Here is an 18586-nt window from a genome sequence, read left to right on the forward strand (position 1 = left end):
GCACACTGGGCGCTGTCGTTGTGCTGGCCCGATCAACGACCGCGCTGATGACGCTCACGTCGATGGGGTGCCTTGCGCAGCGAAATCAAGGAGGAGGGGCGCAGCCCCGGGGGACATTCGCGGAGCAAGGCTCCCCGTCGGCGGGAGCGTCGCCATGAACAACAGCAGTCCTCAGTGATTCCGACGCGGAATCCCGGCGGTCTGCGCCACCCGCTGGTACTTGGTCGCCGGCTTCAGCACCATGCCTTCGGACAGCGTGTCCACCATCGCGCGCTGGATTTCCTGCCACGGCGTCTGGCTCGCGGGAATCGGGTAGCCGCCCTTCGCCTCGAGGTCGCGGGCGCGGGTCTGCAGCACCTCGTCGTCGACGAGCATGTTGACGGTGCGTTCCTTCAGATCCACGCGCACCTTGTCGCCGGTCTGCAGCAATGCCAGGCCCGTGCCTGCGGCGGCTTCGGGCGAGGCGTTGAGGATCGACGGCGAGCCCGAGGTGCCCGACTGGCGGCCGTCGCCGATGCAGGGCAAGGCCGACACGCCGCTCTTGAGCAGGTGCGACGGCGCGCGCATGTTGACCACCTCCGACGAGCCCGGGTGCCCGATGGGGCCGACGCCGCGCATGAACAGGATGCAGCTCGCGTCGATGTCCAGCGACGGGTCTTCGATGCGGGCTTCGAAATCTTCCGGGCCGTCGAACACGATGGCGCGGCCCACGAAGGCGTCGAGGTCGCCGGCCTTGCTCAGGTAGCGCGCGCGGAACTCGTCGGAGATGACGCTGGTCTTCATGATCGCGCTGTCGAACAGGTTGCCCGACATCACGAGGAAGCCGGCGTTCTCGCGCAACGGCTGTTCGAAGGGACGGATGACGTCGGCGTCTTTCACGGGCACGTCGGCGCAGTTGACGGCCAGCGTGTGGCCGTTGACGGTGCGCGCGTCGGTGCGAATCAGGCCGTGGCGATGCAGTTCGGCCACCACCGCGGGCACGCCGCCCGCGCGGTAGAACTCTTCGCCGAGGTACTTGCCGGCGGGCTGCATGTCGAGCAGCAGCGGCACCTCGAGGCCGACCGTTTCCCAGTCCTGGATGTTCAGCTCGACACCCGCATGCTTGGCGATGGCGATGAGGTGGATCGGTGCGTTGGTCGAACCGCCGATGGCCGAGTTGACGACGATCGCGTTCTCGAAGGCCGAGCGCGTGAGGATGTCCGAGGGCTTGAGGTCTTCGCGCACCATGTCGACGATGCGGCGGCCCGTTTCGTAGGCCATCTGGCCGCGCTCGCGGTACGGCGCGGGAATGGCCGCGCAGCCGGGCAGGCTCATGCCCAGCGCTTCGGCCAGCGCGTTCATCGTCGAGGCGGTGCCCATCACGTTGCAGTGGCCGGCCGAGGGCACGGTGGAGCCCACGAGGTCGATGTAGCCGGGGAAGTCGATGCTGCCCTTGGCGAACAGCTCGCGCGCCTTGAACAGCGTGGTGCCGGTGCCGGTGCGCTGGCCTTCGTGCCAGCCGTTGAGCATCGGGCCGCCCGACAGCACGATGGCGGGGATGTTGGCGGTGGCCGCGGCCATCAGCGCGGCGGGCGTGGTCTTGTCGCAGCCGGTGGTCAGCACCACGCCGTCGATCGGGTAGCCGGTGAGGATCTCGACGAGCCCCAGGTAGGCCAGGTTGCGGTCGAGCGCAGCGGTCGGGCGGCGGCCGTTCTCCTGGATCGGGTGCATCGGAAATTCCATCGCGATGCCGCCCATCTCGCGGATGCCTTCGCGCACCCGCAGCGACAGCTCGCGGTGGTGGCGGTTGCAGGGCGTGAGGTCGGAGCCGCTTTGCGCGATGCCGATGATCGGCTTGCCCGATTGCAGCTCTTCGCGGGTGAGGCCGTAGTTCAGGAACCAGGCCAGGTGCAGGACCGAGAGTTCGCTGTGTTCCGGGTTGTTGAACCAGGCGGCGGAGCGCAGGGGGCGGGGTGTCGTCATGGCGTCGGCTTTCAGGGGGTCGGCGAACGCGCGCGGCGGCCCCCTGCGCGGCATGGCGGCGTGCCATGGCGGTGTCCTGGGTGTCTCCGGTGCGTTCTTGTTTGTGGTGCGAATACGTTGGCGAGAGGGAGCTTAGGTTTTCGCCTTCGCCAAAGCCAATGAGATCGGTTGAGGATCGGTATAAGCGCGCCAAATACACCGCCCGGACACCCCGATACCCTGGGAATCGCCCGGTCTGCGCCCCGCTTTTAGAATGTTTCCGGTGAGTGCCCTCCCCTCCTCCCTCCCCCCCGCCGAACGCCGCCCGATCCGTGAACTCCCCGACGAGCTGATCAGCCAGATCGCCGCCGGTGAAATGGTCGAGCGCCCCGCCTCGGTGGTGCGCGAACTGCTCGACAACGCGCTGGACGCCGGCGCGCGCCAGATCACCGTGCGGCTGGCCTCGGGCGGCGTGCGGCTGATCTCGGTCGAAGACGACGGCGGGGGCATTCCGCGCGAAGAACTCACGGTGGCGCTGCGCCGCCACGCCACCAGCAAGATCGCGAGCCTGAGCGACCTCGAAACAGTCGGCACCATGGGCTTTCGCGGCGAGGCGCTCGCGGCCATCAACGCGATTGCCGAGCTCAGCATCCTCTCGCGCTTCACCGGCGCCGACAGCGCCTTCGTGCTCGACGGCGGCACCGGCGAACTGCGGCCTGTTGCCCGTTCCGTGGGCACCACGGTCGAGGTGCGCGAGCTGTTCTTTGCCACGCCCGCGCGGCGCAAATTCTTGAAGACCGACGCCACCGAGCTGGCCCACTGCATAGAGGCCGTGCGCCGCCATGCGCTGGCGCGGCCCGAGGTGGGCTTTTCGGTCTGGCACGACGGCAAGCTGATCGAACAGTGGCGCGCCGCCGCCACGCCCGAGCAGCGGCTGGCCGATGCGCTGAGCGACGACTTCGTGTCGCAGAGCGTCTCTGTGCTGCGCGAAGGCGGCCCGGTGCGCGTGGTCGGCCGTGCCGGCATTCCCGATGCGGCGCGCTCGCGCAACGACCAGCAGTTCTTCTACGTCAACGGCCGCTTCGTGCGCGACAAGGTGCTGTCGCACGCCGTGCGCAGCGCCTACGAAGACGTGCTGCACGGCCAGCGCCAGCCGGTGTATGTGCTGTACCTGGAGATCGATCCCGCGCGCGTCGACGTCAACGTGCACCCGACCAAGATCGAGGTGCGCTTCCGCGACGGGCGCGAGGTGCACCAGGCGGTGCGCCATGCCATCGAGGACGCACTGGCCGCGCCGCGCGCCGGCGACGCCCTGGCACCGGCCGACGCACCGCCGCAGCCTTTCTTCAAGCAGACGCCGCTGCCGCCGAGCGCAAGCTGGTCGCAGCCCGCGATCCCGTTCCAGGCACGCGAGCGCGGCACCGGCGACTTCGAGGCCATGTGGCCGCGACGCACCGAGGAACAGGGACACGCGCTGGTCACGGGCGCGTCGCAGTGGCAGACCGAAGCCCCGGCGATGTCGTTCCGCGCACCGGTCGGGCTGCCGGACAGCGAAGCGCCCGCGCCTGCCCCCGTCATGAACCAGGACGCCTGGCCGCTCGGCCGCGCCCTGGCCCAGCTGCAGGGCATCTACATCCTGGCCGAGAACAGCCAGGGCCTCGTGATCGTCGACATGCACGCGGCGCACGAGCGCATCGTCTACGAACGGCTCAAGACCCAGCTCGACGGCGCGGCCATCACGAGCCAGCCGCTGCTGATTCCGGCCACTTTCGCCGCCACGCCGCAGGAAGTGGCCACGGCCGAAGCCTGCGCCGAGGTGCTGCCCACGCTGGGGCTGGAGATCACGCCCTTCTCGGCCCGCACGCTGGCGGTGCGCGCCGTGCCCGGCACGCTGGCCGACGGCGACCCGGTGGAGCTGGCGCGCAGCGTGCTCGCCGAGCTGGGCCAGCACGACGCGAGCACCGTGGTGCAGCGCGCGCAGAACGAGCTGCTGTCGACCATGGCCTGCCATGGCGCGGTGCGCGCCAACCGCAAACTGACCATCGACGAGATGAACGGCCTGCTGCGCCAGATGGAAGCCACCGAGCGCTCCGACCAGTGCAACCACGGCCGGCCGACCTGGCGCCAGCTGTCGATCCGCGAGCTCGATTCGCTGTTCATGCGCGGGCGGTAGGCCTCAGCTTTTCGTTTCGTCGGCGGCTGCGCCGACATGCCGCAGCGTGACGGCGGCCAGCACCGCCAGGACCGCAATGCTGACGGCGCTGGTGGCTGCGGCTGCATTCAGTCCCGCGAGGAAGGCGGCTTGCGCCTGTTCCAGCACGCCGGCAGGCAGTTCGTGCGCCACCGACGTGGCGCCGGCCAGGCTGTCCGATGCCGCGCGTTGAAGGGCCACGCTCATGCCGTCGATCGGCTCGCCCATCCGCGAGCGATACACCGCCGTCGTCAGGCTGCCCAGCGTGGCGATGCCCACGGCGAGGCCCAGCTCCTGCACCGTTTCGGACAGGGCCGAGGCCGACCCGGCCTTCTCGGGCGGCGCGGCGCCCACCACCAGGTCGGTCCCCAGCGCGGCGATGGTGCCCAGGCCGAGGTACACGAGCGAGAACGAGGCCGTCACCAGCGCAATGCCATGCGGCGTGCGATCGAGCTGACTCAGCATCAGATACCCCACGACCGACAGCCCCAGCGCGCCCGCCATCACATGGCCCGGCCGGATGCGTCGCGCCAGCAGCGGCGCCGTGATGCCGGCCGCCACCATGGCAAGCGCCGGCGGCCCCATCCACAGCCCGGCCGCGAGCGGTGACAGCCCTGCCACCAATTGCAGGTACTGGGTCACCAGCAGCATCGTGCCGCCGACACCGACCAGCCCGACCAGGAGCACCACCAGCGCAACGCTGAAAGCCCGGCTGGCGAACAGGTCGAGGTCGATCAGCGGATGGCGCAGCCGACGTTGTCGCCGCACGAACAGCAGCGCGAAAACCAGCCCACCGACGAGCGCCAGCACGGCCCCCACGCCGAGCCCGTCCTTGGCGACCTGCTTGATGCCGTAGACCACCGGCAGCAAGGCGAGCAGCGACAGCGCGACGCTGGGCAGATCGAGCCGCCCCTGTTGCGGCGCGCGGTACTCCGGCAGCAGGAACGGCGCAGCCACCAGCAGCAGCCCGATGACCGGCAGCGCGACGAGAAAGGCCGCGCCCCAGCCGTGGTGCGCCAGCAGCACGCCGCCCACCACGGGCCCGGCCGCCATGCCGAGCGCGAACATGGTCGCCCACAGCCCGATGGCCAGCGCGCGCTGGTGCGGGTGCAGGAACATGTTGCTGATCAGCGCCAGCGTCGACGGCATCAGCGTCGCGCCCGCCACGCCGAGCACGGCACGTGCGGCGATCAGCTGGTTGGCGCTGGTCGAAGAGGCCGCGATCACCGACGCCACGCCGAACGCCGCCGCGCCGACCATGAGCAGCTTGCGCCGCCCGATGCGGTCGCCCAGCGTGCCCATCGTGACGAGGAAGCCGGCAATCATGAAACCGTAGGCGTCGACGATCCACAGCGCCTGCGCGCTCGTGGGGCGCAGGTCCAGGGCCAGCGCGGGCAATGCGAGGTGCAGCAGCGTGAGGTCGAGGCCGAGCAGGAAGGTCGGCAGCGCCAGCAGCGCCAGCCCGGTCCATTCGCGGGCGCCAGCTCGGCCTTCGCGCCTCGTGGTCGGAAGGCCTTCAGAAAGGGAAAGTGAATCGCAAGGTGCTGTCAAAAGGGGCCTCCGGGCGCGCGTTCGGGTTGCGGAAGCCCCATCTTCAGGACAAGATCATCACATTACAATTTAAGCATTTATCCTATTACTGGAAGCAACACCCTTGATCGAGCGCAGCCTCAGCCGCACCAAAAACGAGCTGTCGGAGTTCCTGACCCGGCACCGCCGGAAGCTGTCGCCCGCCGACGTCGGCCTGCCCTCCCAGGGGCGGCGCCGCACGCCCGGCCTGCGGCGCGAAGAAGTCGCGGTGATGGCCGGCGTGGGGCTCACCTGGTACACGTGGTTCGAGCAGGGGCGCGAGATCCAGGTGTCGCAGAAATTCCTGCTCGGCGTGGCGCATGCCTTGAAGCTCGACGACGCCGAATGCAGCCACCTGTTCCTGCTGGCCCACAAGCGCCCGCCGCCGCCGGAGGCCTATCAGCCGGTGTCGGTCACGCCCCAGATCCAGCAGCTGATGGACGACCTGCCGACCCGCCCTGCCTACGTGTGCAACCTGCGCTGGGACGTCGTGGCCTGGAACGCCGCGGCCGAGGCGCTCTTCGGCTTCAGCGCGCGCGAACCCGAAGTGCGCAACCTGCTTCGCATGGTGTTCGCCGACCCTGAATTGCGGCGGCGCCTGCCCGCCTGGCGCGACGATGCGCCCCGGCTGCTGGCGCAATTCCGATACGACTTCGCCATTGCACCGGACGATCCGGCCATGCTGGGCCTGGTTGCGGACCTGAAAGAACTCTCGCCCGACTTCCGCCGCTGGTGGGACACGCCCGACAGCGCGACCGCCCGGCGCGGCCTCGGATGCGTACGGATGGCCGACAGGACCGACACCGGACCGTTGGAGTTTCACCACGAAACGCTGGTGGTCGACACACACCGCCACCTGCGGATGGTGGTGTATTTCGTGCAGCCGGCACCCGGCTGAACCACGCTGCCTGCGGGGCAGATCACCGCTGTCAGCGTCGTTTTTGAGGGTTTTCGAGCGTTTTGCGGCGTCATCCACGGTGCGGGCACGCACGTTGCATGGTCTCGTGCCAGGCGCCGGCGAGCGCTGCACAGGGGGGATATGACTCGCGATGCCGACGCGTTTCAGAAAGCAAGCAGATGAACTTTCGGCCGACTTTCGCTGTCCCTCCACGCAATGATCAAACGCTGGCCCCTCCTCGCGTCCATCTTTTCGCTCTGTGCCCTCCTGGCCGCCGGCTGTTCGACCCTCGACGAACGCCAGCGTGAATGGATCTTTCAGCCCAGCGACCGCAGCTGGGGCAACTCGGCCCAGATGACCGAAGGCATGCAGGACGTGTGGATCGACTTTCAATCGTCCATCACCGGTGAGCCCGCACGCCTGCACGGCCTGTGGCTCGGCGGCGCCCCCGAAACCACCGAGACCCCCGTGCTGCTGTACCTGCATGGTGCGCGCTACAACGTGGCCGGCTCGGCGCCGCGCATCCAGCGCATGCACGAGCTGGGCTTCTCGGTGCTGGCCATCGACTACCGCGGCTTCGGCAAGAGCTCCAAGGGCCTGCCCTCGGAAGCCTCGGCCCGCGAAGACGCCCGCGCCGCCTGGACCTGGCTCGCCGCGCGCCATCCGCGCCAGCACCGTTACATCTTCGGCCACTCGCTGGGCGGCGCCATCGGCATCGACCTGGCGGCCACGGTGAACGACGAGAGCGGCACCATCGTCGAGAGCACCTTCACCTCCATCGCCGACGTGGCCAGCAGCTTCAAGTGGGGCTGGCTGCCCTTCGGCCCCTTCATCACGCAGCGCTTCGAGGCGATCAACACCGTCAAGGACATCGGCGCGCCGCTGCTGGTGGTGCACGGCACCGCCGACAGCCTGATCAACCCGACGCTCGGGCGCAAGCTGTACGACGCGGCCACGGTGCCCAAGATGTTCGTGCTGGTCGAAGGCGGCTCACACCACAACACCAACTCGGTGGGCGCGACGCAGTACCGCGCGGCACTGTCGCAGCTGTTCCGCATGAAGCCCGAGGGCAGCAGCACCGTGGCGGACAACCGGCCGCAGCCGCGGCTGGTGTCGCCGCAGCCTTCGCTGCCTTCTTCACTGCCCTCCGCCGCGCTGTCGCCGCAAGAGGTGCGGGGCGAGGCGCACACGCCGCCCGCCCCCGCCGCCATCTAGGTTTCTTCAGCCACTCACGCCAGGTCGAACGGCAGCTGGCGCAAGGGCTTGCCCGTCAACCGCGCGACGGCGTTGGCGAACGCAGGCGCCAGCGGCGGCAGGCCCGGTTCTCCCATGCCCTTGGGCGCATCGGCACTCGGCACGATGTGCACATCGAACTCCGGCATCTGCGTGATGCGCGCCACCGTGAAGTCGCCGAAGTTGCCCTGCTGCACGACGCCGTCCTTCAACGTGATGGCACTCCCCTGCAGGCAGGTCGACAGCCCCATCACCGCCGCGCCCTGCACCTGCGCTTCCACGCTGCGCGGGTTCACCGCCAGGTTGCAGTGCACGCCCGAAGTCACGCGGTGCAGCACGGGCTGGCCGTCCTTCACCGACGCTTCGACCACATAGGCCACCACCGACTCGAAGGACTCGTGCACCGCCACGCCCCAGGCGCGGCCATCCGCGAGCTTCTTCTTGCCGTAGCCGCTCTTGTCGACCGCCAGCTGCAGCGCGGCACGGTGGCGCGGGTGCTTGTCGCCGAAGAGGTTCATGCGGTAGGCCACCGGGTCTTGCTTGGTGCTGCGGGCGATCTCGTCGATGAGCGTTTCCATCACGAAGGCCGTGTGCGTGGAACCCACGCTGCGCCACCACAGCACCGGCACGTTGACCTGCGGGTGATGCACCGTGAGGCGCATCGGCACGGGGTACGGATCGCGCATGCCTTCGACGGCCGTGGCGTCGATGCCGTCCTTCACCATGGAGCCGGCGAACACCGTGCCACCGGTGATCGACTGGCCCACGATCACGTGGTCCCACGCGAGGATCTTGCCGCGCTCGTCGAAACCGACGCGTGCGCGATGCAGGTGCATGGGACGGTAGTAGCCGCCCTTGATGTCGTCCTCGCGGCTCCACAGCAGGCGCACGGGGGCGTCTTTCAGGCCCGCGGTGCGCACGGCCTTGGCGATCTCGCAGGCCTCGACCACGAAGTCGCTCGAGCCCACGAAGCGCCGGCCGAAACCGCCGCCCGCCATCTGCACGTTCACCTTCACCTGCGCCGGATCGAGCTTCAGCGTGCGCGCCGCGGCCTGGCCGTCGAGGTCGGCCGACTGCGTGCCGACCCACAACTCGGCGCGACCGTCCGTCAGCTTCACGGTGCAGTTCAGCGGCTCCATGGGCGCGTGGGCCAGGTAGGGAAACACGAACTCGGCATCGAGCTTGTGCGGTGCATTGGCCAGCGGCGCCATGTCGGCGTCGAACTTGCGGTTGCCAGGGCGGCCGGCCAGTTGACGGTATTGCGCCAGTTGCTTCTCGCTGTCGACCTTCTCGACGGCGGCGGTGTCCCACTGCAGCTTGAGCGCGTCGCGGCCGAGCTTGGCCGGCCAGTAGCCGTCGGCCACCACGGCCACACCCTCGGCACCGCGGTCCAAGGGAATGCGCAGCACGGCCTTCACGCCCTTGACGGCGCGCGCGGCGCTGTCGTCCACCGAGGCCAGGCGGGCGCCGAACACCGGCGGATGCGCCACCACGGCCGTGAGCAGGCCGGGCTGCTTCACGTCGATGCCGAAGTCTTGCCGTCCGCTGCTCTTGGCGCGCGCGTCCAGGCGCGTGGTCGGGCGGCCGATGATGCGGAAGTCCTTCGGGTTCTTCAGCGTGACCTTCTCGGGCACCGGCAGCGCCATGGCCGCTTCGGCCAGCTCGCCGTAGCCCGCCTTGCGGCCGCCCGGGCCGATGACCGTGCCGGCCTGCGTGCGCAGCGTGGCCACGTCGACCTTCCAGCGCTGCGCCGCTGCCGACAGCAGCATGGCCCGCGCACGCGCGCCCAGTTCGCGGTACTGCGTGTAGCTGTTCTTGATCGAGTTGGAACCGCCGGTCAGGTGCATGCCGAACAGCGGGTCGGCGTAGGCCGCATCGTTGGTGCCGCTGCGGCTGCGCACCAGGGCCCAGTCGGCATCGAGCTCTTCGGCCAGGATCATCGGCAGGCCGGTCTGCACGCCCTGGCCGAACTCGAGGCGGTTGATGGTCACCGTGACCTCGCCGTTGGGCGCGATCTGCACGAAGGCCGAGGGCTGTTGCGTCGGCTTGAGCGCGCCGCCGGCCTTGGCCGGGCCGTCGGCCTGCGCCATGGCCATGTGGGGGAAGGCGCCGAGTACGAGCCCCCCGGCGCCGGCCATCTTCAGGAAGCTGCGACGCGGCAGCGTGGCGACCTCGTCGGCTTCATCGGTCGCAGGCTGGGCCATCAGGCGCTGCAGCGCGCGCGGCAGTTCGTTGTAGTCGATGTTTGGCAGCATGTCGGCTCCTTCAGGCGAGGGTCTTGGCCGCATCGGCCACGGCGGCGCGGATGCGGGCGTAGGTGCCGCAGCGGCAGATGTTGCCGGCCATGGCCGAGTCGATCTCGTCCGTGCTGGGCTGCTTGCCCTTGGGCAGCGACTGCAGGAAGGCGGTCGCACTCATGATCTGGCCGCTCTGACAGTAGCCGCACTGCGCGACGTCATGCTTGACCCACGCGGCATGCACCGCCGCACCGACGCGGTCGCTGCCGCCGGTCACGGCTTCGATGGTGGTGATCTTCTTGCCCTCGGCCGCCGCGATGGGCGTGATGCACGAGCGGATGGCCTGGCCGTCCATGTGCACGGTGCAGGCGCCGCACAGCGCCGCGCCGCACCCGAACTTGGTGCCGGTCATGCCCAGCGTGTCGCGCAGGGCCCAGAGGATGGGGGTGCCGGGGTCGGCGTCGACCATGTGGTCACGGCCGTTGACGTGGAGCGCGCTCATGTTGTTGTTCTCCGTGGGTTGAGTTGAAGGATTCGATTCACTTGGCGCCGTCGAGCACCCATTGCGCGAGCGCCTGCAGGTCGGCCTCGGGCACCTGGGGTTGCGCGGGCATGGGCATCGCGCCCCACTTGCCCGAGCTGCCGCCCTTGATGCTGGCCACCAGCTGCGCGGCCGTGCCCTTGCCGTCGCCGTAGCGCGCGCCGATCTCTTTCCAGGAAGGGCCCACCACCTTCACGGCGGGCTGATGGCAGGCCACGCACGCGTACTTCTGCGCCAGCGCGGTGCTGGCGACGGCGGGTGCGGGCCAGGCGATGCTCACGCCGACAGCCAGTGCGGCCACGAGCGAGGCGGTGATGCGGCGGTCGATGCCGCGAAGCGGGTTTCGTTCGTCGTGGGTCATTTCTTTTTTCATCATCGTGGAGGGGAAGCACGGTCCTCGCGCCGCGCGCGGCAGGACTTCACGGCGGCCAGTGTCCGACGAAGCGTCCACGGCCACTTGCCCAATCCGCGCGCGTTCTTGCCTGAAACAACGAGACTGCGCCGGAAACGCCAGTCGCATGAGATGCGCCCGCTAGACTTTGCGCAAGCGCCCGAAAGGATTCAGATGGAAGTGCTACAGCCGACGCAGCCAGACGATTCGGCCGTCCTCGGTGCCCTGGCCACGGCCGTCGGGCGCATTGCCCGAAACGACGGCGACCACGCCACCGCCATTCCCGAACTCTCGCTGCACCGCCGCAGCGCCGCGACCGAACCCGTGCATTGCATCTACGGCTTCGGCCTGGGCATCACCGTCGGCGGACAGAAGCGCGCGGCGCTCGGCGACGAGATCTATGAATACGCCGCGGGGCAGTCGCTGCTCATCACGGCCGACCTTCCCGTGGTCGCGCACGTCACCCGCGCCAGTGCGGCACAGCCCTTTCTGGGCCTCATGATCAGGCTCGATCCGCGCGCCATCGTGCAGGTGGCGACCGAGATGGCGTTGCCGCCACCGTCGAAAGAGCCCCACAACCACCGCGCCCTGTCGCTGGGCGCGCTCGACCCGACGCTGCTGGGCACGGTGACGCGGCTCGTCGAGCTGCTGGCCGAGCCCCAACTCGTGCCCCAGCTTGCGCCGTTGCTGCAGAAGGAGATCGTCGTGCGCCTGCTCGCCGGGCGCCACGGCCCGCAGCTGCAGCGCCTCGTGACCGTCGGCTCGCCGAGCCAGCAGGTGGCACAGAGCCTGGCGTGGCTCAAGATGAACTTCACCAAGCCAGTGCTGGCCGACGAGCTGGCCGCGTCCGCGCACATGAGCCCGTCGACCTTCCGCCAGCACTTCCGCGCCGTGACCGGCATGAGCCCGATGCAGTACCTGAAGCAGCTGCGCCTGCAGGAAGCGCGGCAGCTGATGCTGAACCAGAACATCGATGCGGGCACGGCCGGCGTGCGCGTGGGCTACGAAAGCGCCTCGCAGTTCAGCCGCGAGTACGCGCGCCTGTTCGGTGCGCCACCGCTGCGCGACATCCGCCGGATGCGGGACGCGACCGCCGTCGCCTGACGTACTGCGTCGCAGGCAAGCAAGCCCCGCGCTGCCGCCCGGCACGCGCCATTTGCTACCCTCGACGCATGCCCCCCGCTTCCCCTGTTCCCCCGCGCTACATCGCGCTCGCCGGCCCCACCGCGTCCGGCAAGACCGCCGTGGCCCTGGCCGTCGCGCAACTGCAGCCGGTCGAGATCGTCAGCGTCGATTCGGCGCTGGTCTACCGCGGCATGGACATCGGCACCGCCAAGCCCACCGCCGCCGAGCAGGCGGCTGTGCCGCACCACCTGATCGACATCCTCGATGCGCGCGACAGCTACAGCGCCGCCGCCTTCGTGGCCGACGCCACGCGGCTCATCGACGCCATCCGCGCGCGAGGCGCGCTGCCGCTGCTCGTGGGCGGCACCATGCTGTACTTCAAGGCGCTGTTCGACGGCATCGACGCCATGCCCGCGGCCGACCCCGCCGTGCGCGCGCGCCTCGACGCCGAAGCCGCCGCGCTCGGCTGGCCCGCGATGCATGCGCGGCTCGCGCAGGTCGATCCCATCACGGCCGCACGGCTCGCGCCGCAAGACAGCCAGCGTATCCAGCGCGCGCTCGAGGTGTGGGAAAGCAGCGGCCAGCCGCTGTCGAGCTTCCATGCCAGCGACACCAAGGCCGCCAAGGCCGTCGACGGCGGCGTGCTCGTGTCGCTCGAACCCGAAGACCGCGCCTGGCTGCACGGCCGCATCGCCGAACGCTTCGACGCCATGCTCGCAGAGGGCTTTCTCGACGAGGTGAAGGCGCTGCGCGCGCGCGGCGACCTGTCGCCCGACCTGCCCTCGATGCGCTGCGTGGGCTACCGCCAGGCCTGGGACATGTTCGACGCCTGCGGCGACGCACCGCCCGATGCCAAGGCCCTGAACGCGTTGCGCGAGCGCGGTATCGCCGCCACGCGCCAGCTCGCCAAGCGGCAGATCACCTGGCTGCGCAGCATGCCGCAGCGCACCGTGATCGCGTGCGATGCGCCCGACGCGGTGCAGACCGCCGTGCAGCACATCGCACAGATCGCCCACATCGCACGCGGGGCGACGCCCGCATGACCCTGCACCTCTCCAACCTCGGCAAGCACTACGGCGACGCGCCTGTCTTCGAACACGTGAGCCTGCAGGTCGCGCCCGGCGAGTTCGTCGCCATCGTGGGCGAATCGGGCGTGGGCAAGTCGACCCTGCTCAACTGCATGGCCGGCCTCGACAGCTGGGACGAAGGCAGCGTGTCGCACGACGGCACCGACATCGGCGCGCTCGACGGCGAAGCCCGCGCGCTCTGGCGGCGCCAGCATGTGGGCTTCGTGTTCCAGGCCTTCCACGTGCTGCCGCACCTCGACGTGGCGCAGAACGTGTCGCTGCCACTGATGCTGCTGGGCCGCCCGCGCGAAGACGCGCGCGTCGCCCACATGCTCGAAGCCGTCGGCCTGCCCGGCATGGGCGCGCGGCTGCCGCAGACGCTGTCGGGTGGTCAGCTGCAGCGCGTGGCGATCGCGCGTGCGCTCGTGCACCGGCCCGCGCTGCTGCTGGCCGACGAGCCCACCGGCAACCTCGACCCCTCCACCGCTGCGAAGGTGATGGACCTGCTGATCGGCCAGACGCGCGAGCATGGCGCCTCGCTGGTGCTGGTGACGCACTCGGAGAGCGCGGCGGCGCGGGCGGACCGGTTGCTGCACCTGACGGTGAGCGGCATCCGGGCCTGACGGGTGAAGCGCCCATCGACACCCGTTCCGGGCGCGTTGGTGATGATCGCCGTGCTCTACCTGGCCACCGAGCTGTGGCAACTCGCCACACGCCCCACGCTCATGGTCGGCGTGCGCATCGTGGTCTATGCGTTCGTGTTCCGTGCGGCGCTGCGTGGCAGCCCGTGGGCGGCCGGGCTGTGGGGCGTTGCGAGCGCGGTGGCCACGGCCGCGTGCGGCTACGCCCTGTGGGTCATTGCCCGGCACGGTGCCGTAGGTGTCTCGGCATCCAGGCTCGCCTACCTTTCCCTCATGACGGCCTTCTTCGCCGCAGGCACGCTCTACATCGTCCGCAGCCAGAACCTGAAGGCCTTCCAGCGATCGCGCCGCGTCGGCGGACCACCCGATGGCGCACGCGTGACGCTGCGCCACGGCCACCTCACGCTGATTCGCTACAGACGCCCTGAGGTGCGCGTCGCGCTGGACGCCATCGATCGGATCGCGGTGCGCTCGCACACGAAGGTCGACAACCTGCCGCACGTGTGGATCGAGCTGTGGACCGACAGCGACCGCGACGACCTCTCCGCCGAAGTGGGCACGCTTGCCGACAACTTCAGGCAATTCGAGGACTGGCTGCTGGCGCTGCCGGACTTCGATGCAGCCGACTACCGTCAGCTGCTCGACTGCGGCGAAAACGCGCGCCGCGTCGTGTGGCAGCGCGTGACCTGAGGCTCAGGCCGTGCCGCTCAACAACGCGGCGTAGCGCGACAAGTCAACGTTCCCGCCGCTGATCACGATGCCCACGCGCTGGCCCTCGATGGCCTTCGCAGCCGCGATGGCACCCGCGAACGCGAGGCAGCCCGTCGGCTCCACCACCATCTTCATGCGCTCCGCGAAGAAGCGCATCGCCTCGACGAGCTGCTCGTCGGTGACGGTGAAGATGTCGTCGACGTCGCGCTGGATGATGCCGAAGGTGTACGCGCCCAGGTGCTGCGTCTGCGCACCATCGGCGATGGTCTTGGGCGTTTCGATGTGCACGATCTTGCCGGTGCGCAGCGACTGCTGGCCGTCGTTGCCGGCCTCGGGCTCCACGCCGTAGACCTTGCACTCGGGCGCCAGTGCGCGCGCCGACAGCGCCGAGCCCGACAGCAGCCCGCCGCCGCCGAGGCACACGAACAGGTGGTCGAGCGGACCCGTCTCTTCGATGAGTTCCTTCACCGCCGTGCCCTGCCCCGTCAGCACATCGGGGTGGTCGTAGGGCGGGATCATCGTCATGCCGCGTTCCTGCGCGAGCCGCTTCGTCAGCGCCTCGCGGTCTTCGGTGAAGCGGTCGTACATCACCACTTCGGCGCCGTAGCCCTTCGTGGCCGCGACCTTGGCGGCGGGCGCGTCCTTGGGCATGACGATCACGGCCGGCATCGACAGCAGCCGCGCCGACAGCGCGATGGCCTGCGCGTGGTTGCCCGACGAGAAGGCGATCACGCCGCCCTTGCGCTGCGCTGCGTCGAACTTCGACAGCGCATTGAACGCACCGCGAAACTTGAATGCGCCCATGCGCTGGAAGTTCTCGCACTTGAAGAAGAACTGCGCGCCCCAGCGCTCATTGGCGGTGGTCGATTGCAGCACCGGCGTGCGGTGCGCATGGCCTTCGAGCCGCGCGGCCGCGGCGATGACGTCGTCGTAGGTAGGGAGTTGCATGGGTCGAGCTTAGCGGCGGCTCGCCATTCTTTGCAGCCCCGATGGGTAAAAACCCGGGGATGCGTGCCGCCCCGGAAGTCCGTACTCTGTATACAGAGTTCAGAAAAGGCCCTGCCATGCCCGCCCAGTTGCTCAGCATCGAAGTCGCTCCCGACCTCGTCGATCAGGTCTACCGCGCCCTGCTCGGCGCCATCAGCAGCGGCGCGCTCGCGCCGGGCGAACGGCTCACGCAGGAGGACATCGCGGCCCGGCTCGCGGTGTCGCGCCAGCCGGTGCTGCAGGCGCTGCGGCTGCTCAAGAAAGACGGCTTCGTGCAGGACGCGCCCGGCCGCGGCGTGCTGGTGGCGCCGCTGGAGGCCGAGGCGATGCGCAAGGTCTACCAGGTGCGCGGCGCGCTCGACGTGCTGGCCGCGCGGCTGGCGGCGCAGCAGCGCTTTCGCATCGACCCGAAGCTCATCGAACGCGGCCGGCGCGCGGCGCGCGGGCGCAACGTCGAAGCCATGATCGATGCCGACGTGGCCTTTCACCAGGCCATCTACGCCGCCTCGGGCAACCCGCTGATCGGCCAGAGCGCCGACCCGCACTGGCGCCATCTGCGCCGCGCGATGGGCGCGGTGCTGCAGGCCGAGCCGCAGCGCGAATCGCTGTGGGACGAGCACGAAGCGATTGCCGACGCCATTGCCGCCGGCGACGTCGAGCGCGCCGCGCGCCTGAGCGACGCGCACGTCTCGCGCGCCAGCGACGCGCTGGCCGAGCGGCTCACGCAACAGCTGGCACGCACCGCTGCATCCGCATCTGCAATCCCCACCAAAAAAGGAGACAAGGCATGAAGCTGACCCCCGAGCAACGCGCGCAGTTCGAGCGCGAGGGCTACCTGTTCTTCCCCGGCCACTTCTCACCCGAAGAGACGAAGGTGCTGACCGAGGCGGTGCCCGACCTGTACAGCAAGCGCGCGGCCTTCAACGTGCGCGAAAAAGGCTCCGACGCCGTGCGCACGAACTTCGCCGCGCACCTCATCAGCGAGCCCTTCGCGCGGCTGGCGCGGCACCCGCGCATGGTCGGGCCGGTGATGGACCTGTTCGACGAAGCGGTCTACATGCACCAGTTCAAGATCAACGGCAAGATGGCCTTCGAAGGCGACGTGTGGCAGTGGCACCAGGACTACGGCACCTGGCTCAACGACGACCTGATGCCCACCGAGCGCGCAATGAACGTGGCCATCTTTCTCGATGAAGTGACCGAGCACAACGGCCCGCTGATGTTCATTCCGGGCAGCCACCGCAAGGGCGTGGTCGATGCAAAGCACGACCTCACGACCACCAGCTACCCGCTGTGGACGGTCGACAACGACCTGATCCGCCAACTCGTCGACCGCGCGGGTGGCACGCAGGGCGGCATCGTCTCGCCCAAGGGACCGGCCGGTTCGATGATCCTGTTCCACAGCTGCCTGGTGCACGCCTCGGGCAGCAACCTGTCGCCCTTCAATCGCGTGGCCGTGTACCTGAGCCTGTGCGCGGTCAGCAACCACATCCGCCGCCACAAGCGGCCCGAGTACATCGCGCATCGCGACTTCACGCCGATCGAGATGCTGCCCGACGACTGCCTGCGCCAGCCCTACCCCGTCGACGTGCCGTGGAAAGACGGCCTGCCCGAGAGCGCGCTGCGCACCTCGCTCGACGTCATCGATTCCGTGGAAGCCTGAACACCATGAGCCTGCACACCCGCCTGCAACAACGCGCCGCCGAAGGCCGCCCCATCCGCATCGGCCTGATCGGCGCCGGCAAGTTCGGCGCCATGTACCTGGCGCAGATTCCACGCACGCCCGGCGTGCAACTGGTCGCCATTGCCGACCTCTCGCCCGCCGCCGCGCGCGTCAACCTCGAGCGCGTGGGCTGGCTGGCCGAGCGCAGCAATGCCGGCTCGGTGCAAGAGGCACTGAAGACCGGCGCCACCTGGATCACCGACGACTGGCAGGCCGTGACGCGCGAGCCGTCCATCGACATCGTGGTCGAGTGCACGGGCAACCCGATTGCCGCGGTCGACCATTGCCTGGATGCCTTTGCGCACGGCAAGCACGTGGTCAACGTGACCGTCGAGGCCGACGCCTTCTGCGGCCCGCTGCTCGCGCACAAGGCGCAGCAGGCCGGCGTGGTGTATTCGCTGGCCTTCGGCGACCAGCCCGCGCTGATCTGCGACCTGGTCGACTGGGCGCGCACCTGCGGCTTTCCGGTGGTGGCGGCCGGGCGCGGCCACAAGTGGCTGCCGCACTTCACCGAATCGACGCCCGAAACGGTGTGGGGCAACTACGGCCTCACGCCCGAGCAGGCGAAACGCGGCGGGCTCAACCCGAAGATGTTCAACAGCTTCCTCGACGGCTCCAAGCCGTCGATCGAAAGCTCGGCCGTGGCCAACGCCACCGGCCTGGGCGTGCCCTGGGACGGCCTGCTCTACCCGCCCGCGAGCGTGGAAGACATTCCCTTCGTCACCCGTCCGAAGAGCGAAGGCGGCGTGCTGGAACGCAAGGGCATGGTCGAGGTGATCTCGTCGCTCGAAGCCGACGGCCGCAAGATCCCGTACGACATCCGCATGGGCGTGTGGGTCACGGTCGAGGCCGAGACCGACTACATCAAGAACTGTTTCGAGGAATACAACGCCCACACCGACCCGAGCGGGCGCTACTTCACGCTGTACAAGCGCTGGCACCTGATCGGGCTCGAAGTCGGCATGTCGGTCGCCAGCGTGGCGCTGCGCGGCGAGCCCACCGGCGTGGCCACCGGCTGGAACGCCGACGTGGTCGCCACCGCCAAGCGCGACCTGGCGGCGGGCGAGATGCTCGACGGCGAAGGCGGCTACACCGTCTGGGGCAAGCTGCTGCCGGCCGAGCGCTCGCTGCGCCTGGGCGGCCTGCCGCTCGGGCTGGCGCACAACGTCAAGCTCGTGCGCCCCGTGAAAAAGGGCCAGAACCTGAGCTGGGCCGACGTGGCGATGGACACCAGCACGGCCGCCTACCGGCTGCGCCAGGAAATGGAAGCGCTGTTCACGCCCGCGGTGCGCGCCCGCGCCGCCTGAGCGCGACCTGAACGGGCCCCGCAG

The 18586-nt window shown here is 69.5% G+C and carries 16 protein-coding genes; 10 read left to right on the plus strand and 6 right to left on the minus strand.

Features of this window, described 5'->3' with window-relative positions:
- Positions 1 to 171: 171 nt before the first annotated feature.
- Complete coding sequence (locus tag CLU95_RS04835; RefSeq protein WP_099797118.1) at positions 172 to 1962, minus strand: IlvD/Edd family dehydratase; 1791 nt, start codon at positions 1960 to 1962, stop codon at positions 172 to 174.
- 262 nt (positions 1963 to 2224) lie between these two features.
- Between CLU95_RS04835 and mutL the strand changes: the two genes are divergently transcribed.
- Entirely contained in the window at positions 2225 to 4114 is a 1890-nt protein-coding gene (mutL, locus tag CLU95_RS04840; protein WP_099797119.1) for a DNA mismatch repair endonuclease MutL, read from the plus strand.
- Between the two features lie 3 nt (positions 4115 to 4117).
- Here the strand turns inward: mutL and CLU95_RS04845 are convergent, their stop codons facing one another.
- Positions 4118 to 5683, minus strand: a complete 1566-nt coding sequence (locus CLU95_RS04845) for an MFS transporter (RefSeq protein ID WP_099790925.1) — start codon at positions 5681 to 5683, stop codon at positions 4118 to 4120.
- Positions 5684 to 5786: 103 nt separating this feature from the next.
- On the opposite strand from CLU95_RS04845, the gene CLU95_RS04850 reads away from it, so the two are divergent.
- Positions 5787 to 6599, plus strand: coding sequence for a helix-turn-helix transcriptional regulator (locus CLU95_RS04850; protein ID WP_099790927.1), 813 nt, complete (start codon positions 5787 to 5789; stop codon positions 6597 to 6599).
- A gap of 216 nt (positions 6600 to 6815) precedes the next feature.
- Positions 6816 to 7814, plus strand: a complete 999-nt coding sequence (locus tag CLU95_RS04855; RefSeq protein ID WP_180288543.1) for an alpha/beta hydrolase — start codon at positions 6816 to 6818, stop codon at positions 7812 to 7814.
- Between the two features lie 14 nt (positions 7815 to 7828).
- Here CLU95_RS04855 and CLU95_RS04860 read toward each other — a convergent pair whose 3' ends face one another.
- The 3 genes from CLU95_RS04860 to CLU95_RS04870 are packed head-to-tail and all read right to left on the minus strand — an operon-like array spanning position 7829 to position 10971.
- Positions 7829 to 10087, minus strand: coding sequence for a xanthine dehydrogenase family protein molybdopterin-binding subunit (locus tag CLU95_RS04860; protein ID WP_099790929.1), 2259 nt, complete (start codon positions 10085 to 10087; stop codon positions 7829 to 7831).
- 10 nt (positions 10088 to 10097) lie between these two features.
- The gene (locus CLU95_RS04865; RefSeq protein ID WP_099790931.1) at positions 10098 to 10571 is read right to left on the minus strand and encodes a (2Fe-2S)-binding protein; all 474 of its coding nucleotides are present in this window, start codon (positions 10569 to 10571) and stop codon (positions 10098 to 10100) included.
- A gap of 37 nt (positions 10572 to 10608) precedes the next feature.
- Positions 10609 to 10971, minus strand: coding sequence for a c-type cytochrome (locus CLU95_RS04870; protein WP_099790933.1), 363 nt, complete (start codon positions 10969 to 10971; stop codon positions 10609 to 10611).
- Between the two features lie 204 nt (positions 10972 to 11175).
- On the opposite strand from CLU95_RS04870, the gene CLU95_RS04875 reads away from it, so the two are divergent.
- From CLU95_RS04875 to CLU95_RS04890, 4 genes are all read left to right on the plus strand, one after another.
- Entirely contained in the window at positions 11176 to 12105 is a 930-nt protein-coding gene (locus CLU95_RS04875; protein ID WP_099790935.1) for an AraC family transcriptional regulator, read from the plus strand.
- Positions 12106 to 12173: 68 nt separating this feature from the next.
- Entirely contained in the window at positions 12174 to 13169 is a 996-nt protein-coding gene (miaA, locus tag CLU95_RS04880) for a tRNA (adenosine(37)-N6)-dimethylallyltransferase MiaA (protein ID WP_099790937.1), read from the plus strand.
- The gene (locus tag CLU95_RS04885) at positions 13166 to 13816 is read left to right on the plus strand and encodes an ABC transporter ATP-binding protein (RefSeq protein ID WP_099790939.1); all 651 of its coding nucleotides are present in this window, start codon (positions 13166 to 13168) and stop codon (positions 13814 to 13816) included. Before miaA ends, CLU95_RS04885 begins: the two co-directional genes overlap by 4 nt.
- A gap of 42 nt (positions 13817 to 13858) precedes the next feature.
- Entirely contained in the window at positions 13859 to 14524 is a 666-nt protein-coding gene (locus tag CLU95_RS04890; protein ID WP_099790941.1) for a hypothetical protein, read from the plus strand.
- 3 nt (positions 14525 to 14527) lie between these two features.
- On the opposite strand, the gene CLU95_RS04895 is transcribed toward CLU95_RS04890, so the two are convergent.
- Positions 14528 to 15493 (minus strand): threo-3-hydroxy-L-aspartate ammonia-lyase, encoded by a 966-nt coding sequence (locus CLU95_RS04895; protein WP_099790943.1) that lies wholly within the window; start codon positions 15491 to 15493, stop codon positions 14528 to 14530.
- Positions 15494 to 15609: 116 nt separating this feature from the next.
- Here CLU95_RS04895 and CLU95_RS04900 point away from each other — a divergent pair, with 116 nt between their 5' ends.
- From CLU95_RS04900 to CLU95_RS04910, 3 genes are read left to right on the plus strand one after another with little or no spacing between them, the layout of a single operon-like run.
- Positions 15610 to 16323 carry a GntR family transcriptional regulator gene (locus CLU95_RS04900; RefSeq protein WP_099790945.1) on the plus strand — a complete coding sequence of 238 codons (714 nt, stop codon included), beginning with the start codon at positions 15610 to 15612 and terminating at the stop codon, positions 16321 to 16323.
- The gene (locus CLU95_RS04905; RefSeq protein WP_099790947.1) at positions 16320 to 17195 is read left to right on the plus strand and encodes a phytanoyl-CoA dioxygenase family protein; all 876 of its coding nucleotides are present in this window, start codon (positions 16320 to 16322) and stop codon (positions 17193 to 17195) included. Before CLU95_RS04900 ends, CLU95_RS04905 begins: the two co-directional genes overlap by 4 nt.
- 5 nt (positions 17196 to 17200) lie before the next feature.
- A complete protein-coding gene (locus CLU95_RS04910) occupies positions 17201 to 18562 on the plus strand; it encodes an NAD(P)H-dependent oxidoreductase (protein WP_099790949.1) in 1362 nt (453 codons plus the stop codon).
- Positions 18563 to 18586: the final 24 nt, after the last annotated feature.

It is taken from the genome of Variovorax sp. 54, from assembly GCF_002754375.1.
In the GTDB taxonomy this organism is placed as follows: Bacteria; Pseudomonadota; Gammaproteobacteria; order Burkholderiales; family Burkholderiaceae_C; genus Variovorax.

What these genes read in the sequence shown, in the direction of transcription:
- CLU95_RS04835 (WP_099797118.1), bottom strand. Translation starts at nt 1,962, where the DNA reads ATGACGACACCCCGCCCCCTGCGCTCCGCCGCCTGGTTCAACAACCCG.
- CLU95_RS04855 (WP_180288543.1), top strand. Translation starts at nt 6,816, where the DNA reads ATGATCAAACGCTGGCCCCTCCTCGCGTCCATCTTTTCGCTCTGTGCC.
- CLU95_RS04860 (WP_099790929.1), bottom strand. Translation starts at nt 10,087, where the DNA reads ATGCTGCCAAACATCGACTACAACGAACTGCCGCGCGCGCTGCAGCGC.
- CLU95_RS04865 (WP_099790931.1), bottom strand. Translation starts at nt 10,571, where the DNA reads ATGAGCGCGCTCCACGTCAACGGCCGTGACCACATGGTCGACGCCGAC.
- CLU95_RS04870 (WP_099790933.1), bottom strand. Translation starts at nt 10,971, where the DNA reads ATGACCCACGACGAACGAAACCCGCTTCGCGGCATCGACCGCCGCATC.
- CLU95_RS04875 (WP_099790935.1), top strand. Translation starts at nt 11,176, where the DNA reads ATGGAAGTGCTACAGCCGACGCAGCCAGACGATTCGGCCGTCCTCGGT.
- miaA (WP_099790937.1), top strand. Translation starts at nt 12,174, where the DNA reads ATGCCCCCCGCTTCCCCTGTTCCCCCGCGCTACATCGCGCTCGCCGGC.
- CLU95_RS04885 (WP_099790939.1), top strand. Translation starts at nt 13,166, where the DNA reads ATGACCCTGCACCTCTCCAACCTCGGCAAGCACTACGGCGACGCGCCT.
- CLU95_RS04890 (WP_099790941.1), top strand. Translation starts at nt 13,859, where the DNA reads ATGATCGCCGTGCTCTACCTGGCCACCGAGCTGTGGCAACTCGCCACA.
- CLU95_RS04895 (WP_099790943.1), bottom strand. Translation starts at nt 15,493, where the DNA reads ATGCAACTCCCTACCTACGACGACGTCATCGCCGCGGCCGCGCGGCTC.
- CLU95_RS04900 (WP_099790945.1), top strand. Translation starts at nt 15,610, where the DNA reads ATGCCCGCCCAGTTGCTCAGCATCGAAGTCGCTCCCGACCTCGTCGAT.
- CLU95_RS04905 (WP_099790947.1), top strand. Translation starts at nt 16,320, where the DNA reads ATGAAGCTGACCCCCGAGCAACGCGCGCAGTTCGAGCGCGAGGGCTAC.
- CLU95_RS04910 (WP_099790949.1), top strand. Translation starts at nt 17,201, where the DNA reads ATGAGCCTGCACACCCGCCTGCAACAACGCGCCGCCGAAGGCCGCCCC.